This is a genomic window from Streptomyces shenzhenensis, from assembly GCF_021462265.1.
Lineage (GTDB): Bacteria > Actinomycetota > Actinomycetes > Streptomycetales > Streptomycetaceae > Streptomyces > Streptomyces shenzhenensis.
The window spans coordinates 108,282-127,144 of sequence record NZ_JAJONF010000014.1; the positions used below are offsets into that span (position 1 = coordinate 108,282).

The window sequence follows — 18,863 nt, forward strand, 5'->3', positions numbered from 1 at the left end:
CCGAAAGGATGAAGGTCCCGGTCGGACGGCGTGTCGCGCCCCGGGCACCCGGCACTCTTCACCTCGCCGGGGCAGGTGCGGGAGCAGGGGGCTGACATGGGACGAGCGCAGGAGCGGACTCCGTTACGGCACCGCGCGCGCTATCTGTTCGACAGGACACTCGCCCGCAGCACGGGGACACTGCTGGGCTGGCTGGCCCTGTGCTGTCTGGCGGTCGTCGTACCCGTCAGCACCCTGCTGGTGTGGACGGACCCCGACGCGCCGCACAGCCTCGCCGGCCGGCTCACCCAGGTGTGGCGCACCAGCGCGGAGACCCTCCGGCTCGGCGCGGTCGCGGGAACCCCGGCACGGATGCTCCTGTCCGTCCTGCTCGGCCTCATCGCCCTGCTGTGCGTGTCGACGGTCGTCGGCGTCGTCACCACCGGCCTCGGCGACCGGCTCACCGAACTGCGGCGCGGCCGTTCGCAGGTGCTGGAGCGCGATCACGACGTGGTGCTCGGCTGGACCGACCAGATCTTCACGGTGGTCTCGGAACTGATCGCCGGGCGGTCCCGCGGGGCACGGCACGTCATCACCGTGCTCGCCGACCGGGACCCCGCGCAGATGGACAGCGCGCTCACCGCCGCCCTGGGCGTCACCGACGGCGTCCGGCTGGTCTGCCGCACCGGCGCGCCCACCGACCCGGACGCGCTGGCCCTGGTCACGCCCGGGGCGGCCAGGGCGGTGGTGGTGCTGCCCGCGGACGACCTGGACGGCGATCTCACGGTCGTACGGACCCTGTTGGCGCTGCGGACCCTGCTCGGGGCCGACGACGCACGGCCCGCTCCGCGGGTGGTCGCCGCCGTGCACGACGGACGCTACGTACCCGCCGCGCGGCTGGCCGCCGGACCGCGTGGCACCGTCCTGGAGACCGACCGGACCGCGGCCCGGCTGCTCGTCCAGGCGGCACGGCGCCCGGGGATACCGAGGGCCCTGCGCGACCTGCTGGACTTCTCCGGTGCCGAGTTCCATGTGACCGAGGTTCCGGACGCGGTGGGACTGTCCTTCGAGGAGGTGGCCCTGCGCCTGGAGACGTCCTGCGCCGTGGGACTGCTGCGCCCGGACGGCCGCCCGCTGCTCACCCCCGCGCCGCACACCGTGCTCGGGCCGGGGGACCGGCTGGTCACCGTCGCCCACGACGACCGCCGCGCCCCCCTCACGGAGCGCTGGGCCAGGATCGACACCTCGGCACTCGCACCGCCCGCGCCCCTGCCGGACCAGCCCACCCGCCTGCTGTTGCTGGGATGGAACCGCAGGGCGCCGATGATCGTGGACGCCCTGCGCGCGTCCGCACGGCCGGGTTCGGTCCTCGACGTGGTCACCGCCTCCCCGGAGCCCGCACACCTCGGCGACCCGTCCTCCCCGGACGGCTCCGCGGCGCTCACCCTGACCCACCGCACCCGCGACCTGTCCGCCCCCGAGGCCCTGGACGGCCTCGATCTCGCCGCCTACGACAGTGTCGTCGCCCTGGGCCCGGATTGGGAGAGCGGATCCGAACGGGCTGACGAGCGCACCCTGCTGGCGCTGCTGACCCTGCGGTCGTGGGAGGAACGGACCGGCCGCACCCTGCCCGTGGTGGCCGAACTGCGCGACCACCGAAGCCGTACGGTCGCCCCGCTCGGCCCGGCCTCCGACGTCGTGGTCCGCGGCCAGCTCACCGCCCTGCTCATGGCCCAGATTGTGCAGAACCCCGAACTGGCCGACGTGTTCGAGGAGATCTTCGCCACCCGGGGCGGAGCACTCGCCCTGCACCCCGCCGCCCACTACGTGAGGCCCGGCCACGAGGCCGCGTTCGCCACGGTCGTCGCGGCGGCGCTGGAACGCGACGAGTGCGCGATCGGCTACCTCGCGCCCGACCCGCACGCCACCCGGCCGTACGACGGCGTCCTGCTCTGCCCTCGCAAGTCCGAACGGCGCGTGTGGAGCGGCGCGGACCAGGTCCTGGTGCTGACGACGGGTCAGCGCGCCGGCCCCGGCACCGACGCCGGCGCTTCCCGTGCCCTGCCCGCCCAGCGACCGGAACGGGGAAGCCCGACACGGCGCGGCGGCCCGGCATGAAGTGATGAGCGGATGCGCTATCCTTGATCAAGAGCTGGTCGCCGTGAAGTCCCGGTGGCCGGTGTCGCGTTGGTGGTCCAAGGAAAGACGCCCCGCTTCCTGCGGGGAGATGCAGGTGCAAGGCCTGCCCGGCGCTCGACGAAAGGGCCCGTCCGGTTGCGGACGGGCCCTTCGCGTTGTCCGCGGGGGAGCCGGCCATGTCGCGGCCGGCTCCCCCGCGGGGTTCGGAGCGCTGCCGGTCAGGCAGCGCTCTCGTCAGGGCGGGCGAAGCGGAGGGTACCGAGTGGCGCGAAGCGGGGATCGCGGGGACGCCGACCGGTCTCCTCGTCCCCCTGCGGCACCCCGTCCCGGTACGCCGGAGTGGTTCAGACGACCGTCCGCTGGCCGTAGGGGACGAGCCGGACCGGGCCGACGAGCCCGTACGCCTGGCGCGTCGCCGTCCCGAACACGGCGGGGTTGCTGACCCGCAGCCGGTTGAACAGCGGGGTGGCGACCTCCACCTCGACCGTGTTGGAGCCGGGCCGGAGAAGACCGCCCAGGTCCACCACGGGGTTGAGGCGGTCGACGGGATCGAGCCGGGTGCCGTTGACGCTGACCCGGCAGGTGTCGCTGACGCTGCCGAGCCGCAGCACGGCGCCCGTCGAGGAGGTCCAGGTCTCCGGCAGCGTCACGGTCGTGCGGTAGCGGCCGACACCGCCGACGTCGGCCAGTTCCGGGATCTGGGACCAGGGCAGCAGCGCGTCGAGGGTGAGGGTGTGCCCGACGATCTCGGTGCTGGTGGCGTCGGCGCCGGGCCGCCAGTCGTCGACGGTGAGGGTCCACTGGTCGAGCGTGAGCGGCACGGGCACCTCGGGGATCTGCGTGGTGACCGTGCGGCCGTCGGACAGGGTGGTGGTGTAGGTGCCGCCTGCCGCCGCGCGCAGGGCCGGCGAACCGTCCGCGAACAGCACGCTGTCCGCGTCGGTGGCCACCACGTGCGGACGGGCCCCGGTGCGGTCCCCGAAAGCCGCGGGCCGCGCCAGCGCGACGACGAGCGTCTCGCCGGGCTGGAGCGCCACCCGGAACGTGAACGCGTCCCCGTCCTGGGTGTACTCGGCGAGCCGGGTGACCCGGCCCGTCCAGGGATCCAGCAGGTAGGGGACCGTCCCGGACCCCGCGCGCCGGGTGCTGTGCACCGTGACGGCGTGGTCGATGGTGGCGACCGCCGGCTTGACGGTCTCGGCGTGCTTGCCGTTGCAGAAGTAGTAGAAGTCGGCGTCGTCGGTCGCGCGGTGCGCGTTGAGGAGGGTGGAGGAGGCGGCGTAGGACACGTCGGGGGTCACCCCGAGGTCCGCGAAGGCCGCGCCGACCAGGGTTTTGTCCGTGACCCGCCGGACGTTCGGCAGGGCCAGCAACTGGGTTGTGAGAGCACGGAGTTCGTCGGTCTCGCCGTCGTCCGGGAGGCCCGGGGTGAGGGCCTGGTCGAAGGCGCCGAACAGTACGGTGGGCAGCCCGGCTCGGGCGAACGTGAGCAGCCTGCGGGCGTCGGCGACGGCCAGTGTCGGGCTGGAGCCGTAGAAGAAGTCGCCTTCGAGGAACAGCGCCTTGTAGGCGGGGCCGTCCGGTGCGAGCCGCTTGCCGGACACCGTGGCCGAGGGCAGGTCGAGCAGCGGCCCGCTGAGGAACTGGTGGGTCCAGCCGAGCGGGACGCCGGTCGAGGTGAGCCAGGACGCGCCGATGCCGGTCGCGCTGTAGCCGGTCTGCCGGAAGACGGCGATGTCGGCGCGGACGGTGCCGGACTGGAGCACCTGGTGCACGCGGCCGAGGTAGCCGGCGATGTCCGGGACATGCTGCCAGGTGGGCTGGCGCGGGCCCCACGACTCGCCGTACCCCACCGCGCCGTTGTAGGGGCTGAACGCGGCGAACCCGGGCCAGGCGACGCCCGGTGCGGTGGCGTAGGAGAAACCGTGGATCACGGTCTGGTTGACACCCGCCGCGTACGCGCCGCCCATGGTGCGCAGGAACCTGTCCCAGGTGGTGTTGTAGGCACCGCCCGAGTACGCGCCCGCCTCACAGGACAGGATGCGGTGGCCGGCCATGTCACGGCCGCCGGCGAGGCAGCGGTAGTCGTCGAGGTTCTTGAAGCCGAGCGACTCGCCCTCGGGGATGTCGAGGACGGCCGCCGAGGCGATGGCGTCGGTCTGGAGCCCGTACGGCTGCGAGCGCAGCTTCATGCCGTGGCCGTGCGCCCACTCCCGCAGCGCGCCGAGATGGTTTTCGTTGAACAGGTGGGACACGGTCTCCCAGAAGTCGTGCCGGATCTCCTGGGTGAGCCGGGCCTCGAAGGCGAAGATCTGGTTGCCGTTGTCGAGGACGACGGCCGGCAGGTACGGCAGCAGGTCGCGCCCGGTGTGCCGGCGGAACGCGTCGGGCAGCGCGGGCGTCCACTGCAGGCCCTTGGTCTCCAGCTCGACGGAGTCCTCGAAGAAGGCGCCGCCCGCCGATCCGAGCAGTCTGAGCAGGGTGGGATCGAGGATCTCGCGGTCCCAGAAGCGGGTGACGGCCCCGGTACCGGCCGCGCTGAAGTGGTCGACGACGTACGCGGCGGGGGAGGAGTGCGGGCCCGCCTCGGGCTGCTGACCCGAACCCCGCTGCCAGTAGGCCAGGATGACCCAGGTGGCCGAGTCCGGCGGCGTCCAGGTCAGTCTGGAGCCGGACACCAGGGCGGTCAGGTCGGTGACGCTGGCGGCGTCCAGACCGGTCGCCTTGCCGCTGGAGTAGGCGGTGTTGACCCGGACGGCCTGGACCGCGAGCAACTGCTGCACGGTCACTCCGGAGGCGGCCGGGTAGACCGAGGCCGGCACCGGGCCGTCGTACCCGGCACCGCCCGTCAGCGTCACCTTGCCGTAGACGAGTTCCTTGGCCGCCGCGGCGTCGTCGGGGGTGACGCCCGGTACGGCGACGGGCCAGCTCGGGCCGAGGGTGAGGTCGACGGTCAGTCCGCGCCGGGCCGCCTGGCGCAGCGCTGCCTTCACGCCGTCGCGCCAGGCGGCGCTGCCCCAGCCGTGGCGGGCGGTGTCCAGGACGGAGGTGTCGGTGATGCTGTGGTGCACGGCCGCGATCTCGGCCCCGCCGAATCCCGCGTCCGCCATCTGGTCGATCTCCCGCGCGATCTCGGCCGGGTCGACCAGCCCGTCCGGCCACCACCAGCGGAACTTCGGCCGGACGGCCTTGGCCGGCTGGGCGAACCAGTCGGCGGCGGGCGCGGCCCCGGCGGCCTCGGCACCGCCGGGTGCGGCGAAGGCACCCGCCGCCGGTCCGAAGGCGGCGAGGGCGGCGGCCGACAGACCGGCCGCGAGCACCGATCGGCGGGTGGCCCCACCGCGCTGTGAGGAGGATTCGGGCATGGTTCAACCCCATGTGGTTCCAAGGGCGGTTAGGGACCCATCCTGGGTTGAATCGTTTCAATCCAGGTAGGCCCGGGAACCGTAATCTGGGGCTCGAATCGAGGTCAAGAGGTACGACAACGATTCAACAGAGCAAAGACTGATGCGGATCGCCGGAGCCCCCGGGCCGTCCGGCCGTGCGGTGCGTCCCGCTTTCGCCCGGCCCGCCCCGGCTCCAGCGGGCCCCGCCGGCCGGCTCGAATGCGGCACCGAGGACGGCGACGGCGTCGGTGCGCCAACTGATGTCCTGTCAGTTTCCGTCGTGGTGAGGCAAGTTGCCTTTGAGGAGCTGCCGTGCCCGGCGAGCGGACCGTCCGGGACGTCATGGAGCGGACCCGTCAGGCCACCTGCCCGCCGTGCAGCGCGGTGTAGGCGCCACCGCGGCGCAGCAGCTCCTCGTGGGTGCCGATCTCGCGGATACGCCCGTCGTCCATCACCACGATGCGGTCGGCGCCGCGCACGGTGGACAGCCGGTGGGCGACCACGAACGTGGTACGGCCGTGCAGCAGGCGGGTCAGCGCCTCCTGCACCAGCGCCTCGGAGCGGGTGTCCAGCGCCGAGGTGGCCTCGTCCAGCACCAGGACACGCGGGTCCCGGATCAACGCCCGTGCGATGGCGAGGCGCTGACGCTGGCCACCGGAGAGCCGGGCGCCCCGCTCGCCGACCACGGTGTCCAGGCCCTGCGGCAACCGGTCCACGAACTCCAGCGCGTTGGCGTCCCGCAGCGCGGTACGCACCGCCGCCTCGTCCGCCTCGTCCTCCACGCCGTAGGCGACGTTCTCCCGGACCGTGCCGTCGAAGAGGATCGACTCCTGCGGCACGACCGAGACGAACCGCCGGTAGGTGCGCAGGTCGAGGCGGCTCATGTCGACGCCGTCCAGGAGCAGCCGGCCCGAGGTGGGCCGGATGAACCCGATGACGAGGTTGAGCACGGTGGACTTGCCGGCCCCCGAGGCGCCCACCAGGGCGACCGTCTCGCCCGGGACGACATCGAGGCTGAACTCCGCGACAGCCGGGCGCCCGCCGTCCTCGTAGCCGAAACCGACCCGCTCGAAGGCCACCGCCCCACGGACGGCGGTGACCTCCTCCCGGCCCTCGTTGTCCTCCAGTTCGGGTGCCTGGAGCACCTCGCCCACCGAACGCACCGACTCCAGACCCTTGGTGATGACCGGTGCCAGACTCGTCAGCGTCGTGGTCGAGTTGGTGAGCGTGGTCAGGAACGCGCTCAGCATGACGACGTCGCCGGGCGTGACGCCCCACACCCCGTAGTACGACACCAGCGCGGCGGCCGCCAGGACGGCGACGCCGATCACGTTCAGGACCACCCAGGCCAGCGAGCCGAAGCGGCCGTTGACCAGGTCCAGGCGCATCCCGGAGGTGAGCAGCCGGCTCAGGGTGCCGTCCATCCGGCGCAGCGCCTTGCGCTCCAGGCCGTGGGCGCGGGTGACCGGGATGAGCCGCGTCATCTCGGTCACCCGCGAGGACAGCGTCTCCACCTCGTGCCGGAAGTGCTCGTTGTGGGTCCGCAGCCGCGCCCGCAGCCGGGCCACGAGCAGGGTCGCCGCCGGCACCACGGCAAGGAAGACCGGCAGGAACTGCGGTGTGCGCACGCCGATGATGACCAGTCCGCCGGCCAGCACGGTCAGCGCGCCCAGCCCCTGCTCGGCGGTCTGCTGGACCATCTGCTCGACGGTCTCGACATCCCGTACGACCTTGGCCTGGAGCACGCCCGCGCTGACCCGGGAGTGGTAGCCGATGGACAGCTGCTGCATCCGCGTGCACAGCGCGGAGCGCAGTGTGGTGCCCATCCTGCGGACGCTGCCGTAGAGAAGCCGTACGTACAGGACGTGCAGCGGGTAGTTGACGAGCAGGATCGCCATGATGACCGCCACGGCCGTCCACAGCCGGGAGACGGGCCCGTGCTGGACGACGGTGTCCACCACGGACGCGGTGATCAGGGGCAGGAGCCAGACGGGGCTGTGCTTGACGGTGAACACGCCGACCGCCGCCGCCAGCTTCCGGCGGTCCGCGCGCAGCAGATAGGCGAGTGTCCGGACCGGGTGTTCGCCCCGGTAGCGGTGGTCGAGCGGCCGTTCCGACGTCGACGCCATCGGCGGTGATCCTCCCCTGCCCCTGCCATGTCCCTGAGCTGTAGCAATCGCTTTCTCCCAGTTCGCGGGCCACCGTACACCGGGCGGGTGACGCAGACGCGGGACTTTCGGCGGGGCCGGAAACCGGGCACCCCCTCCGGTGCGTTCGAGGCACGGGTGAGAGAAGGTGGTGAGGGGGACAGGGGCGCACGGATGGACGGACGCCCCCGTCGGCACCGTCGTCCGTCGCGTCGTCCGGAGAGGGGCAGCCATGACAGGGTCCGAGGCCGAGGCCGAGAGGGAGATCCTCGGCCACATCACGGAAATGATCAGCCAGGAGAGGGATCTGCGTGATCGTCTGGCGCGGAAGGAGGTCGACGAGCCGACCGAGCACGCCCGCCTGGCACATCTGGAGACCGAGCTGGACCGGTGCTGGGACCTGCTCCGGCAGCGCCGGGCCAGGATCGAGGCGGGGCAGGACCCCGGTGCGGCGAACGTCCGTCCCGCGTCAGAGGTGGAGGGCTACCTGTCCTGAGGGCCGCGCTCGGCCGGAAGGGGCTGGACTCGTGGCGTGCCGGCACCGATCGTGGGCGGTATGAACGATCAACGAACGGTACCGGCCGACGCCGCCCGGCACGCTCCCGCGAGCGACGGGGCCCCGGGGGAGGAGGCCGCCGAGATCCGACGTTTCCGGGAGCGGCTCGGCCTGCCGGCCCTGATCGACGTCCACACCCACTTCATGCCCGAGCGGGTCCTGCACAAGGTGTGGAGCTACTTCGACACGAACGGGCCGCTGACCGGCGGCCTCGAGTGGCCGATCACCTACCGGAAAGCGGAGGAGGAACGGGCCGCCCTCCTCCGGGAGTTCGGCGTCCGTGCCTTCACCTCGATGCTCTACCCGCACAAGCCCGGCATGGCGACCTGGCTGAACACCTGGGCCGCCGACTTCGCCGGCCGTACCCCGGACTGCCTGCACACGGCGACCTTCTTCCCCGAGCCCGGCGTCGAGACGTACGTCCGCGAGGCCGTCGAGAAGGGCGCCCGGGTGTTCAAGGCACACGTCCAGGTGGGCGGGTACGACCCGGCCGGTGAACTCCTGGACGAGACCTGGGGCCTGCTGGCCGACGCCGCGGTCCCCGTGGTGATCCACTGCGGCTCAGGTCCCGCGCCCGGCAAGCACACCGGCCCCGGGCCGATCGCCCGGGTGCTGGCGCGGCATCCGCGGCTGCGGCTGATCGTCGCGCATCTGGGGATGCCCGAGTACGAGGATTTCCTCGGCCTCGCCGAACGCCACGAGGAGGTGCGGCTGGACACCACGATGGCGTTCACCGACTTCACCGAGCGGTTCATGCCGTTCCCGCGCCGCGCCCTGCCCAGGGTCGCCGCGCTGGGCGACCGGGTCCTGCTCGGCTCGGACTTCCCCAACATCCCCTATCCGTACGTGCACCAGTTGCACGCACTGGAACGCCTGGACCTGGGACCGGAATGGCTGCGCGCGGTCTGCCACGACAACGCGGCCCGGCTGTTCCGGATGTGACCGGGTGTCAGGTGTCGCTCGGTCCGGCGGATGCACGGGCGCGGCGGCGATGACGCCCGCCTCCCGCTTCTCGAACGAGCCGACCGACTCCGTCAGGCCCGCCGCCGCGGTCGGTCAGTACGACGGGCTGCCGGAAGCCGTCCCGCCGGCGAGCACGGAGTCGGTGACGGTCGCACGGCCGACCAGGACGACACGGCCGTCGGGAAAGGGGGCGCGGGGGAGCCGGCCGAGGTGTGCGCGCACGTCGTCCCGGCGGCACGCCAGGTCGTCGGCGAGGACGTCCGGACGGGCCGGCGTGGCAGACGCGGAGCCGGCCGCCCGTCCGCTCGTACCGGGCCGGAAGGCCTCGGGCGGCAGGGAGAACACCCCCTCCCCCCGGCGCGGTACCGGAGGTTCGCTGAACGCCCCGACGGCCCGGCGGCTCTCCACCGCCTCGCACACGTCCACGCTCACTCCACCTTCCCGGGGAGTTCCGGCGGGCCCTCGGGGAGTTCGATGCTGATGAGGCTGCGCAGCATCGCGCGCAGATGATCCGGCATGTCGATCTCGTCCGGGCTGAGCAGCCACTGGACCTGCAGACCGTCGACGAACGCGATCAGATCCGCCGCCAGCCGCGGCGCGTCCACGTGCGGGCGCAGCAACCCGCGGCGCGCCAGGTCGTCGACGGCCGACTGCATCTCGCGACGCGTCCGTTCGTAGCGCGCGACGAAGTACGGGCGCGCGGGATGGTCCGCCGCGGTCGCCTCGCTGGACAGCACCGCGAACAGACTCACGATGAGGGGGTTGGCCTGGTTGTGCGCGACGAGCCTGATCAGGCTGGCGAAGTACGCGAGGCCGTCGTGGCTGAGCGCGCCCGACTCGAAGAAGTGCTCGCCGTCCTGGCGGTCGCGTGCCTCCAGGACCGCCTCCAGCAGCGACTCCTTGGTCGGGAAGTGGTGCAGCAGCCCCGCGCGCGAGACACCGCAGGCGGCGGCCAACTGGACCATGCTCGCGTTGCGGTAGCCCACCTGCCCGAACGCGGCGACCGCGGCCTCGATGATCTGGGCGCGCCGGCGCTCCCCCTTGGGGTAGTTCCGTGGGGCCGCCTCCGGCCGCGCCGTATCCCTTGCCATGAACAAGATGCTAACGACCCCTAGAAACCAGCACCCCTGTCGGTATTCTGTTCCCGGCTGTCCGCCACGAGAGGAGTTCCCCTTGTCGACACCACAGTTGTCGGTTCAGCTCTACTCCGTACGCCAGGCCCTGGAGGCCGACGAAGACGCCGCCCTGGGCCGGCTGGCCGCCCTGGGACTGACCAACGTCGAAGCCTTCGGCTTCGTGCACCGCGCGGGCGAGCTCGCCGACGCGCTCGCCCGGCACGGCCTGTCCGCGCGGACCGGACACGCCGGTTTCCTGTCGCCCGACGGCGCCTCCGCAACCGACCTCGACGACACGTTCCGGGCCGCCCGGCGCCTGGGCGTGGAGATCCTCTTCGACCCGTTCGTGCCCGCCTCCCGGTGGGCCGACGAGCAGGAGATCGCCCGCACCGCCGCCCTCCTCAACGAAGCCGCCGAGCGCGCCGCCGAGCACGGACTGCGGGTCGGCTACCACAACCACTCCCAGGAGTTCGTGCACACCGTCGAAGGCGTCAACGCCTTCGACCGCTTCGCGGACCTCCTGAACCCGCAAGTCGCCCTGGAGATCGACCTGTTCTGGGCCGCGGCCGGCGGCAACGACGTCGTCGCCCTCCTCGACCGGCTGGGCTCCCGGGTACGCGCCCTGCACGTGAAGGACGGACCCGTCATCGACGACCCGTTCACCTCGGGCGCCCCCTTCGACCCCGCCGACACCCGCCAGGTCGCGGCGGGCCGGGGACAGATCCCGCTGGCCGCCGCGCTGGACGCGGCACCGCACGCCGAGTACGCCGTCATCGAGTTCGACCACTACGACGGCGACATCTTCGAGGGCATCGCGACGGGCATCTCCTACCTGAAGGGGAAGGGCATCGCCTGATGACGGCACACAACCCGGTCGGCGTCGGCATCATCGGCGCCGGCAACATCAGCGACCAGTACCTGACCAGCCTCACGCGCTACCCCGACCTGCGCGTGGCCGTCGTGGGCGACCTCGACACCGCTCGCGCCGAGACCCAGGCCCGCGCGTACGGTGTGGCGGAGTGGGGAACGGCCGCGGACGTCCTCGCCCACCCGGACACCGAGATCATCGTCAACCTGACCGTGCCCGCCGTGCACGCCGAGGTCAGTTCGGCGATCCTCGCGGCGGGCAGGCACGTCTGGTCCGAGAAGCCCCTCGCCGTGGACCGCGCCGACGCACGAGCCCTGCTCGACCAGGCCGCCGAGGCCGGCCTGCGGGTCGGAGTCGCCCCCGACACGATCCTCGGCCCCGGCTTCCAGACCGCCCTCCGCGCGATCGCCCGCGGTGACATCGGCACCCCGCTGTCCGCGCAGACCGTCATGCAGTACGCCGGACCCGACCTGTGGCACCCGAACCCGGAGTTCCTGTTCGCCAAGGGCGCCGGCCCCCTCTTCGACATGGGGCCCTACTACCTCACCGCCCTGGTCTGCCTGTTCGGTTCGGTCTCCCGGGTCGCCGCGCTCGGTTCGACCGCCCGCACGGTCCGTACGATACGCAGCGGGGAGCGTGCGGGCACCGAGTTCACCGTCGCCGTACCCACGCACGTCTCCGCGCTCACCCAGTTCGAGAGCGGCGGCGTCGGCCAGAGCGTGTTCAGTTTCGACTCCCCGCTGACCCGTACCGGGTTCGTCGAGATCACCGGCACCGAGGGCACGCTGGCCCTGCCCGACCCCAACACCTTCGCCGGCGAGGTGCGGATCACCCGCGTGCCGCAGCCGGGCCGGGACCCGGAGTGGGACACCGTCCCGCCCGTCGGTGCCGAGGGCGGCCGCGGGCTGGGAGTCCTGGACATGGCCCGGGCCATCCGGAGCGGGCACCCGCACATCGCCACCGGAGACCTCGGCTACCACGTCCTGGACGTCATGATGGCCATCGAAGAGGCCGTCACCTTGGGCGAGACCGTCCACATCGGCAGCGCGGCACCCGAGATACCGCTCGTCCCCGAGGACCGGGACCCCTACGGAGCCACCCTGTGACCGAGGGCCGGCGCCCGGGGATCCCCGATCAGCGCCGGCCGCGGTACCTCCAGCCCGTGCCGACGCCCGCCAGGTGCAGAGCCAGGGCTGTCAGCCCCAGCAGCATCACGTTCGTGGACGTGAACACGTCGTTGGTGCGGATGTCCGCCGCATTGATCAGGAAGGCGATGAAGAACAACGCCGCTCCCACCAGGCCCAGCATGGTCAGTCTCCTTTCAGCAGCTCGCATCCCGTCTGCCCGCACATTCCCTTCACAAGCCCGGAGACCGGCGCACCGCCCTGCCGGCCCTCTCCGCGGCCCGGCCCCCGGCAGGGGGGCGGGGTGACAGGACTGTCGGCCGGTGAAACCATGCAGGAGCCGAGGAAGGGCGGTCAGCCGTGGTGCCGGATGTCCGTGGGTCCCTGGGTGCGATGATCTTCCGTCGGGTGGCGGGCCCCGACGGAGCGGCGGTCCGCGCCCGCATCCACGACACCCCCGGCCCGCGCTGGTTCGCTCCCGGGCGTCCGATCCGCGTCGTCCACGGCGACGCGTCGATGTTCGTCGGCGGACTCGGCGCCCTCCTCCTCCAGTCCCTGCACCCACTCGCGATGGCCGCCGTCGCCGCCCACTCCGGATACCGCGGGGACCCGTGGGGGCGGCTGCAACGCACCAGCGCCTTCCTGGCGGTGACCACCTACGGCGTGGCGGACGACGCCCGGGCGGCCGTGGAGCAGGTGCGGGGCATCCACGAGAGGGTGCGCGGGACCACGCCGGAGGGGGAGCCGTACCACGCGGCCGATCCCCGGCTGCTCGGCTGGGTGCACGCGGCCGAGACGGAGTGCTTCCTGCGCGCGCACGAGCGCTACGGTTCCGGCCCGCTCGACCGGGCCGGGTACGACGCCTATGTGGCCGACACCGCGCGAGTGGCCGAGGCACTGGGAGTCGAAGATCCGCCGCGCGACCGCCGCGCGCTGACCGAGCGGCTGGCCGCCTACCGGCCCGAGCTCAGGGCCACCCCCGAGGCCCGGGCCGCGGCACGCTTCCTGCTCCTCGAACCGCCGCTGCCCCTGCCGGTCCGTCCCCTGTACGGCGTCCTGGCCGCCAACGCCGTGACGCTGCTGCCCTCCTGGGCCCGGACACTGCTGCGGCTGCCGCGTCTGGCGGTCGTCGAGGACATCACGGTCCGCCCGGCCGGTCACCTGCTCACCCGCACCATCCGCTGGGCCATGAACCCGCCACCGGGCGCGTCGTCGTCGACGAGCAGTCCCCGGCTCGGGACGCGGACAGCGGACGGACGGTGACGGTCGCGCACCACTGCCGCACCGGAGAAGGGCAGGGAGGCGCCGGCCCCGTGTCCGGAGCGGTGGAGGGGCCCGGTGAGCGGCATCTCGCGCCAGGACCGGTCCTCGTCGGTGGCGTCCGGGGCGTCCTCGTCGTGGCCGAGGACCTGCCGCGTCCGCTTGAACGGCGCTGAGCTCTCGCGGTCGGGCCGCCCGCGACGGCCCGCCGGCGAGCGGTCTCGGCGTCGAACTCCGGGGCGCAGCGGGACGGCCGGGCCGGTGCTCCACAGCCGACCTGCCGGACCCGAACGCGGGAGGGGCGGCGGTGCGGCTCACCGGCCGGTGGGAGTGTCCTCGCGATCCGACGACGGCCACACGTACGGCAGGTCGTCGCGCACCCCGGGGAACAGCCGGGCGTACACGTCATGGTCCTTGCGGACGAGTGCCGAACGGTGGCTCTCGTGGAACGCCTTGTCGCCGAGCCAGGGCGGCAGTTCCCCGGCGGCCGCCAGTTCCGCCTGGTCACGCACCCGGGCGCCCGGGCGGTACGCGGCGAACCCGGCGACCAGGGAGGCGGCGCAGCTGTCCTGGTGTCCCTTCTCCCGCCAGACCCGGCAGATCTCCAGGCCGTACCGCACGAGCGCCTCCTCGTATCCGGTCCACATCCGTACGGCCGGGTGGTGGCGCCATCCGTAGCCGGGGACGGTCAGGCCGCGGAGGACCTGCAGTGCCTCGACGCGCTGCTTGCCCAGCCGGCGCCGGTCCAGCAGCAGCGCCGTCTGCCGGAAGTCGGGGTCGGGCAGGAACGTCTGCATCAGTCACCGGTTCGTTTCTTGCGCGGCACGGCCGGCTTGCCGGACCCGGCGCCGCGTGCCTGGTGCCGCGCGTCCTCAGGAGAGCCGTCCGCCACGCGGCCCGCGGCCTCCGCGCGCCCGGTGATCGCCGGGGGCGCCGACTCGCCGTGGCCGCTGTCCCCCTCGTCCGCCCTGCCCGCGTCCTTCGCCGTCGTGGTCCCTGTTTCCCTCCCCCCGCGTTCCCTCAGCTCATGCAGTCGAACGGCATAGGCGAGGTCGTCGTGCCAGAGGCGGCCCGCCGCCGTGCGCAGCAGCGGGCGCAGGGCCGGCGCCAGAGCGCGGGCCAGGGCGAATCCGGGCCGCTTCGACGTGGCGACGACGGCTTCCACCACGGCGGTGCGCGGCCGGCCCAGTTCGTCCGGGCCCAGTGGGGTGGCGTGCGTCTCCACCACGGACCCCGCTCCCGCGCCGTCGGTGATCCGCATGAGCACCGTGCGCGGCTCGGGCGCGGTGAACTCCGCCCGCACCGGCACGACGACGCGCCGGGCGAGGCGGAAGGAGACGTCGACGACGAAGACGTCGTCGTCCTCGCCGTCGCCGGGTGCCCTGACGACGCTGAGGTCCACGAACGAATACGGATGGAACCACGCCCCGTGCCACGGGTCGAGGCGGTTCGCCACCACGTCCCTCGGCTCACAGGTCCCCACCCCCGTCCAGACCGCGTGCACGGATGCCGCGAGTGCGGGTCTGACCGGCACCACCGGCGCTCGCGTGGGCTCTTCACCGCCCACCGCGTCCAGCCTCACCCACACCAGCACCCCGTCGTCGTGGACGGGCAGCGGCTCCCAGCCGGCGTACCCGGATCCGTCGAGGGACAGGCCGTGCCAGCGGCACACCAGGGTGCCGCAGCGCACCGGGCTGTCCGCCAGCGGCGCGCCCAGGTGGGGGCACTGCCCCGGGCCGCCGACCAGGCGTCCGCGCGCGTCGCGCCAGACGACGACCTCAGTGCCCGCGACGGCGCCCGACAGCGGGCGGGCCGGCGTGACGTCCGCGGTGGCGCCCAGCACGAACCAGTTGCCCGACGGGCGGACCAGGGCACGCTGCAGCGCGCCCGCGATCACGGCGGGCCGTGCCTGCCGCCAGGTGGGCTCCTGGTGTTCCCAGCGCACGGGGCGGCGGCGCAGCCGCAACGGGTGGCAGGACCTGCGCGGGCTCGGGTCGGGGCTCATCCGGGCTCCTCGGCGGGGATCGGGCGGGAACCGGTGAGGGCGGGGGCGGACCCGGCGTGGCGGCGCGCGGCGAGCCGGGCGGCCGCGAGCCGGGTGAGTCCGTCCGCGGCCACGGCCGCCCGCCGGCGCCGGGACACCACCGCACGCCGGTGCAGAACCGCGTACCCGCCGTCCGCGATGGCGTCGAGGATGCTCCCGTAGAGCACAAAGGCGGCCCGGATGCAGGGGCGCGCCACCGGGTCGAGCATGGCGAGGCCCGGTGCGGCCTGCCGGTAGACGGCCCGGGTCAGGTCCTCCCCGGCCCGCAGCGCGGCCGTGATGCGCCGGTCCGGGCACCCGGTGCTCCTGCTCCAGCGCAGCAGGTCCCGGTCGACGCCGTGCGCGGCGAGCAGGTCCGTAGGGAGGTAGACCCGCCCGCGGTCCAGGTCTTCACCCACGTCACGCAGGAAGTTGGTCAGCTGGAAGGCCACCCCCAGCGCGGCCGCGTGCGGCGCCGCCTCGGCCCGGGGCACGACGGTGCCGAGCACCGGCAGCATCTGCAACCCGATGACCGCGGCGGAACCGTGCATGTACAGGCGCAGTTCGTCATAGCTGGCGTACCCGCCGACGGTGAGGTCGCTGCGCATCGATGCCATGAAATCGGTGAAGTGGGCCGGCTCGATGGCGTAACGGGCGGCGGTGTCGGCGACGGCGAGGACCACCGGTTCACCGTCCGGCGGAGAGCCGCCGAGCGCCTGCCGCAGCCGTGCCTCCAGCCGGTCCAGGGCTCGGGCGCGCTGCGCGGGCGTGGCCGGCCCGCCGAGGTCGTCGACGATGTCGTCGGCCCACCGGGCGAAGCCGTACAGCGCGTGCACGGCCGGTCTGCGCGCCGCGGGCAGCAGCCGGGTGGCCAGGAAGTAGGTGCGGCCGTGGCGGGCGTTGAGCCGACGGCACCGCTCGTAGGCGTCGCGCAGGGCCGGGGCGGTGATGCCGGCCGCGTCGAGTTCACGGCGGCTCATCGGCTCCCGCCCCGCACGGCACGGGCAGGCGCCGAACGGCGGTGCGGGGACGGTGATCCGGTGATCCGTGCCGCGGCCAGCCTGCCGGAGATCAGCACGGTCGGTACGCCCACACCAGGGGTGGTGCCGCAGCCGGCCAGTACGACGTTCTCGACGCCGCGCACCAGGTTGCGGGGGCGGAACGGACCGGTCTGGGCGAAGGTGTGAGCGGCCGAGAACGGTGTCCCCGCGGCATGACCCTGCTCGGCCCAGTCGGCGGGGGTCACCAGGCACTCCTCCTCGATCGCGGAGGCGATTCCGGTCATTCCCCGGCGCTCCAGGGTGGCCAGGAGGCTGTCGCGGTACCGGGGAGCCAGCTCGGCCCAGTGCGCGCCGGGCATCCCGACCTCCGTGTTGGGGCAGGGGGCGAGAACGTAGTGCAGGTGCCGTCCCTCGGGGGCCAGAGCCGGGTCGCCGGCGGTGGGCCGGGTGATCAGCAGGGACGGGTCGGTCATCAGGCGGCCGGTCCTGGTCAGTTCGTCGAAGGTGCGCTGCCACGCGGCGCCGAAGGACAGCGTGTGGTGGGCGAGGTGCGGCCAGGTGCGGGTGGTGCCGGCGTGCAGGACGACGGCCGAGGGGGCGTAACGCAGCGGAAGGGGGCGACGCGGACGGCGGCCCAGCAGCCGATGGGCGACCGGCAGGTCGGGGGTGAGGACGACGGCGTCGCACGGGATGCGCTCATGCGCCGTGCGGACCGCGGTCACCCGGTCCCCTCGTCGTTCCAGGTGCGTGACGGCGTGGCCGAAGCGCAGCTCGGCGCCGGCGTCGGCAGCGGCGGCGCCCATGGCACGGGGCAGCGCGTGCATCCCGCCGCGCGGGAAGTACACGCCTGCCACGGTGTCCATGTAGGCGATGACGGCGTAGGCGGCCAGGGCGCGGGCCGGTGCCACACCGGCGTACAGGGCCTGGAAGGAGAACACCCGCCGCAGCCGCTCGTCGCTCAGGAACCGCGCGATGCGCGCGTCCAGCCGGCCGAAGCCGCCCAGGGCGGCGAGCCGCGCGAGGTCCGGCGTCAGCAGACTCAGCGGGGAGTCGAAGTTGACGTCGATGAACCGGCGCATCTGCACCGTGTACAGCTCTTCGAGCCAGGTGCGCAGCCGCCGGTAGCCTGCCGCTTCCCGGGCTCCGCCGAACCGCTCGACCTCCGCCTCCATCGCGGCCTGGTCGGTGTGCACGTCCAGGGTGCTCCCGTCGGCGAAGCAGGCCCGGTAGGCGGGGTGCAACGGGATCAGGTCGACGCGGTCGGCGAGGCGCTCGCCGACCGCCGCGAAGGCCTCGTCGGCCAGCTGAGGCATCGTCAGCACGGTCGGTCCGGTGTCGATGAGGTAGCCGCCGAGGTCGCGTCGTCCTGCCCGGCCGCCGGGCAGGGGGCCACGCTCCACGACGGTCACGCGTCGGCCCGCGCCCAGCAGGTGCAGGGCCGCCGACAGGCCGGACAGGCCCGCGCCCACCACCACGACGTGGTCCGTTCTGCCGCGCACCGTCCTCATCGCCGTCTCCGCCCGGTGCCCGGGAGTTCGCGCCCGCCGCCCGCCGCGCGGGCATCCGGACCGAACCGGCGGCCCGCCGCCCGCGGCGACTTCCGCGACCGCCCCGCGGCAGGCTCGCGCGGAACGGCACCTGCCGGCCGCCGCACGCCGCGGACGCCCAAGCGCTCCGCCTGGTGTGCCTCCGCCCCGGTGAGGCGCTCGTCGACGGTCTGCTCCTGGCAGTGCCCGACGGCAGCCGGCAGGCCGGCGTCCAGGTCCGCCGGGCGTGGGGCGTGCGGTCCCGGCCGGCCCTCGGCGGGGCCGAGCGGCGGTCGCCGGGTCCCGGCCGGAGCGTCGTGGGTCCTGCTGGTAGGCATCCCGCTTCCTCTCGTCGGTACGAACCGGCGCTGACGGGCCCGTCCGGCTGGCTTCGTCGCGCAGGGCGGTCCGGAGTCCGGCCGGGACCGCACGCGGACGACCGCGGCGCGGCCGTCCGGCGCCGCGCTCGCGGATCCCCGGGGCCACCCGGGGATCGCCCCGCGCGGCCGGACGCCCGGAGCTGTCCGCGTTCCGTCCGCCCGCGGCGGGATCCACGCACCGCACGCGCCGATGCCTTCCCCGCCCCGACCGGTCCGCCGCCAAGTGGCCCCTGAATGCCCCGGCCTGCCACCTGTTCGGCGGATGGCGTCGCGCCACGGACCTTTCATGGCGCACATCCGCCGGCGGGTCGGTCGGAGACGTGCCGTCACGGCGGGCCGGCCTGGCTTCGGCGGGTGTTCCCGGCCGTCGGTCACTGGGCCGGTGGGTGGCGCCGC

14 protein-coding genes and 1 pseudogene are annotated in these 18,863 nt (G+C 73.7%); 6 read left to right on the forward strand and 9 right to left on the reverse strand.

Going from position 1 to position 18,863, the window contains the following annotated elements; all coding sequences use genetic code 11:
• The first annotated feature begins 96 nt into the window (after positions 1-96).
• Complete coding sequence (locus LQ326_RS19845) at positions 97-2,097, forward strand: CASTOR/POLLUX-related putative ion channel (RefSeq protein ID WP_234538515.1); 2,001 nt, start codon at positions 97-99, stop codon at positions 2,095-2,097.
• Positions 2,098-2,462: 365 nt separating this feature from the next.
• Here LQ326_RS19845 and LQ326_RS19850 read toward each other — a convergent pair whose 3' ends face one another.
• Together LQ326_RS19850 and LQ326_RS19855 are read right to left on the reverse strand one after the other, a co-directional pair.
• Complete coding sequence (locus LQ326_RS19850; protein WP_234538517.1) at positions 2,463-5,483, reverse strand: glycosyl hydrolase; 3,021 nt, start codon at positions 5,481-5,483, stop codon at positions 2,463-2,465.
• Between the two features lie 377 nt (positions 5,484-5,860).
• Positions 5,861-7,633, reverse strand: coding sequence for an ABC transporter ATP-binding protein (locus LQ326_RS19855; RefSeq protein ID WP_234538519.1), 1,773 nt, complete (start codon positions 7,631-7,633; stop codon positions 5,861-5,863).
• A gap of 250 nt (positions 7,634-7,883) precedes the next feature.
• Between LQ326_RS19855 and LQ326_RS19860 the strand changes: the two genes are divergently transcribed.
• Positions 7,884-8,147 carry a DUF2630 family protein gene (locus LQ326_RS19860; protein ID WP_234538521.1) on the forward strand — a complete coding sequence of 88 codons (264 nt, stop codon included), beginning with the start codon at positions 7,884-7,886 and terminating at the stop codon, positions 8,145-8,147.
• A 60-nt stretch (positions 8,148-8,207) separates the two neighbouring features.
• Positions 8,208-9,149, forward strand: coding sequence for an amidohydrolase family protein (locus LQ326_RS19865; RefSeq protein ID WP_234538523.1), 942 nt, complete (start codon positions 8,208-8,210; stop codon positions 9,147-9,149).
• A gap of 114 nt (positions 9,150-9,263) precedes the next feature.
• Here the strand turns inward: LQ326_RS19865 and LQ326_RS19870 are convergent, their stop codons facing one another.
• A complete protein-coding gene (locus LQ326_RS19870; protein ID WP_234538525.1) occupies positions 9,264-9,602 on the reverse strand; it encodes a hypothetical protein in 339 nt (112 codons plus the stop codon).
• The gene (locus LQ326_RS19875) at positions 9,599-10,261 is read right to left on the reverse strand and encodes a TetR/AcrR family transcriptional regulator (RefSeq protein WP_234538527.1); all 663 of its coding nucleotides are present in this window, start codon (positions 10,259-10,261) and stop codon (positions 9,599-9,601) included. The genes LQ326_RS19870 and LQ326_RS19875 overlap by 4 nt, the downstream gene beginning before the upstream one ends.
• Before the next feature lie 82 nt (positions 10,262-10,343).
• Between LQ326_RS19875 and LQ326_RS19880 the strand changes: the two genes are divergently transcribed.
• Both LQ326_RS19880 and LQ326_RS19885 read left to right on the forward strand, forming a co-directional pair.
• Positions 10,344-11,141 (forward strand): sugar phosphate isomerase/epimerase family protein, encoded by a 798-nt coding sequence (locus LQ326_RS19880; protein WP_234538528.1) that lies wholly within the window; start codon positions 10,344-10,346, stop codon positions 11,139-11,141.
• Positions 11,141-12,259: a Gfo/Idh/MocA family protein gene (locus LQ326_RS19885; protein ID WP_234538529.1), complete on the forward strand. Its 1,119-nt coding sequence runs from the start codon at positions 11,141-11,143 to the stop codon at positions 12,257-12,259. The genes LQ326_RS19880 and LQ326_RS19885 overlap by 1 nt, the downstream gene beginning before the upstream one ends.
• A gap of 28 nt (positions 12,260-12,287) precedes the next feature.
• Here LQ326_RS19885 and LQ326_RS19890 read toward each other — a convergent pair whose 3' ends face one another.
• Positions 12,288-12,461 carry a hypothetical protein gene (locus LQ326_RS19890; protein ID WP_234538530.1) on the reverse strand — a complete coding sequence of 58 codons (174 nt, stop codon included), beginning with the start codon at positions 12,459-12,461 and terminating at the stop codon, positions 12,288-12,290.
• A 209-nt stretch (positions 12,462-12,670) separates the two neighbouring features.
• Between LQ326_RS19890 and LQ326_RS19895 the strand changes: the two genes are divergently transcribed.
• Positions 12,671-13,540, forward strand: coding sequence for an oxygenase MpaB family protein (locus LQ326_RS19895; RefSeq protein WP_234538531.1), 870 nt, complete (start codon positions 12,671-12,673; stop codon positions 13,538-13,540).
• Between the two features lie 311 nt (positions 13,541-13,851).
• Here LQ326_RS19895 and LQ326_RS19900 read toward each other — a convergent pair whose 3' ends face one another.
• The 4 genes and pseudogenes from LQ326_RS19900 to crtI form a co-directional block, all read right to left on the reverse strand.
• Complete coding sequence (locus LQ326_RS19900) at positions 13,852-14,334, reverse strand: MSMEG_6728 family protein (protein WP_234538532.1); 483 nt, start codon at positions 14,332-14,334, stop codon at positions 13,852-13,854.
• A 212-nt stretch (positions 14,335-14,546) separates the two neighbouring features.
• A pseudogene (locus LQ326_RS19905) lies at positions 14,547-15,542 on the reverse strand (Rieske (2Fe-2S) protein); the annotation flags it as partial.
• A complete protein-coding gene (locus tag LQ326_RS19910) occupies positions 15,539-16,540 on the reverse strand; it encodes a phytoene/squalene synthase family protein (protein WP_234538533.1) in 1,002 nt (333 codons plus the stop codon). The gene LQ326_RS19910 and the pseudogene LQ326_RS19905, both read right to left, overlap by 4 nt.
• Positions 16,537-18,069 carry a phytoene desaturase family protein gene (gene crtI, locus LQ326_RS19915; RefSeq protein ID WP_234538534.1) on the reverse strand — a complete coding sequence of 511 codons (1,533 nt, stop codon included), beginning with the start codon at positions 18,067-18,069 and terminating at the stop codon, positions 16,537-16,539. Before crtI ends, LQ326_RS19910 begins: the two co-directional genes overlap by 4 nt.
• Between the last annotated feature and the right edge of the window lie 794 nt (positions 18,070-18,863).

What these genes read in the sequence shown, in the direction of transcription:
- LQ326_RS19845 (WP_234538515.1), top strand. Translation starts at nt 97, where the DNA reads ATGGGACGAGCGCAGGAGCGGACTCCGTTACGGCACCGCGCGCGCTAT.
- LQ326_RS19850 (WP_234538517.1), bottom strand. Translation starts at nt 5,483, where the DNA reads ATGCCCGAATCCTCCTCACAGCGCGGTGGGGCCACCCGCCGATCGGTG.
- LQ326_RS19855 (WP_234538519.1), bottom strand. Translation starts at nt 7,633, where the DNA reads ATGGCGTCGACGTCGGAACGGCCGCTCGACCACCGCTACCGGGGCGAA.
- LQ326_RS19860 (WP_234538521.1), top strand. Translation starts at nt 7,884, where the DNA reads ATGACAGGGTCCGAGGCCGAGGCCGAGAGGGAGATCCTCGGCCACATC.
- LQ326_RS19865 (WP_234538523.1), top strand. Translation starts at nt 8,208, where the DNA reads ATGAACGATCAACGAACGGTACCGGCCGACGCCGCCCGGCACGCTCCC.
- LQ326_RS19875 (WP_234538527.1), bottom strand. Translation starts at nt 10,261, where the DNA reads ATGGCAAGGGATACGGCGCGGCCGGAGGCGGCCCCACGGAACTACCCC.
- LQ326_RS19885 (WP_234538529.1), top strand. Translation starts at nt 11,141, where the DNA reads ATGACGGCACACAACCCGGTCGGCGTCGGCATCATCGGCGCCGGCAAC.
- LQ326_RS19890 (WP_234538530.1), bottom strand. Translation starts at nt 12,461, where the DNA reads ATGCTGGGCCTGGTGGGAGCGGCGTTGTTCTTCATCGCCTTCCTGATC.
- LQ326_RS19895 (WP_234538531.1), top strand. Translation starts at nt 12,671, where the DNA reads ATGATCTTCCGTCGGGTGGCGGGCCCCGACGGAGCGGCGGTCCGCGCC.
- LQ326_RS19900 (WP_234538532.1), bottom strand. Translation starts at nt 14,334, where the DNA reads ATGCAGACGTTCCTGCCCGACCCCGACTTCCGGCAGACGGCGCTGCTG.
- LQ326_RS19910 (WP_234538533.1), bottom strand. Translation starts at nt 16,540, where the DNA reads ATGAGCCGCCGTGAACTCGACGCGGCCGGCATCACCGCCCCGGCCCTG.
- crtI (WP_234538534.1), bottom strand. Translation starts at nt 18,069, where the DNA reads ATGAGGACGGTGCGCGGCAGAACGGACCACGTCGTGGTGGTGGGCGCG.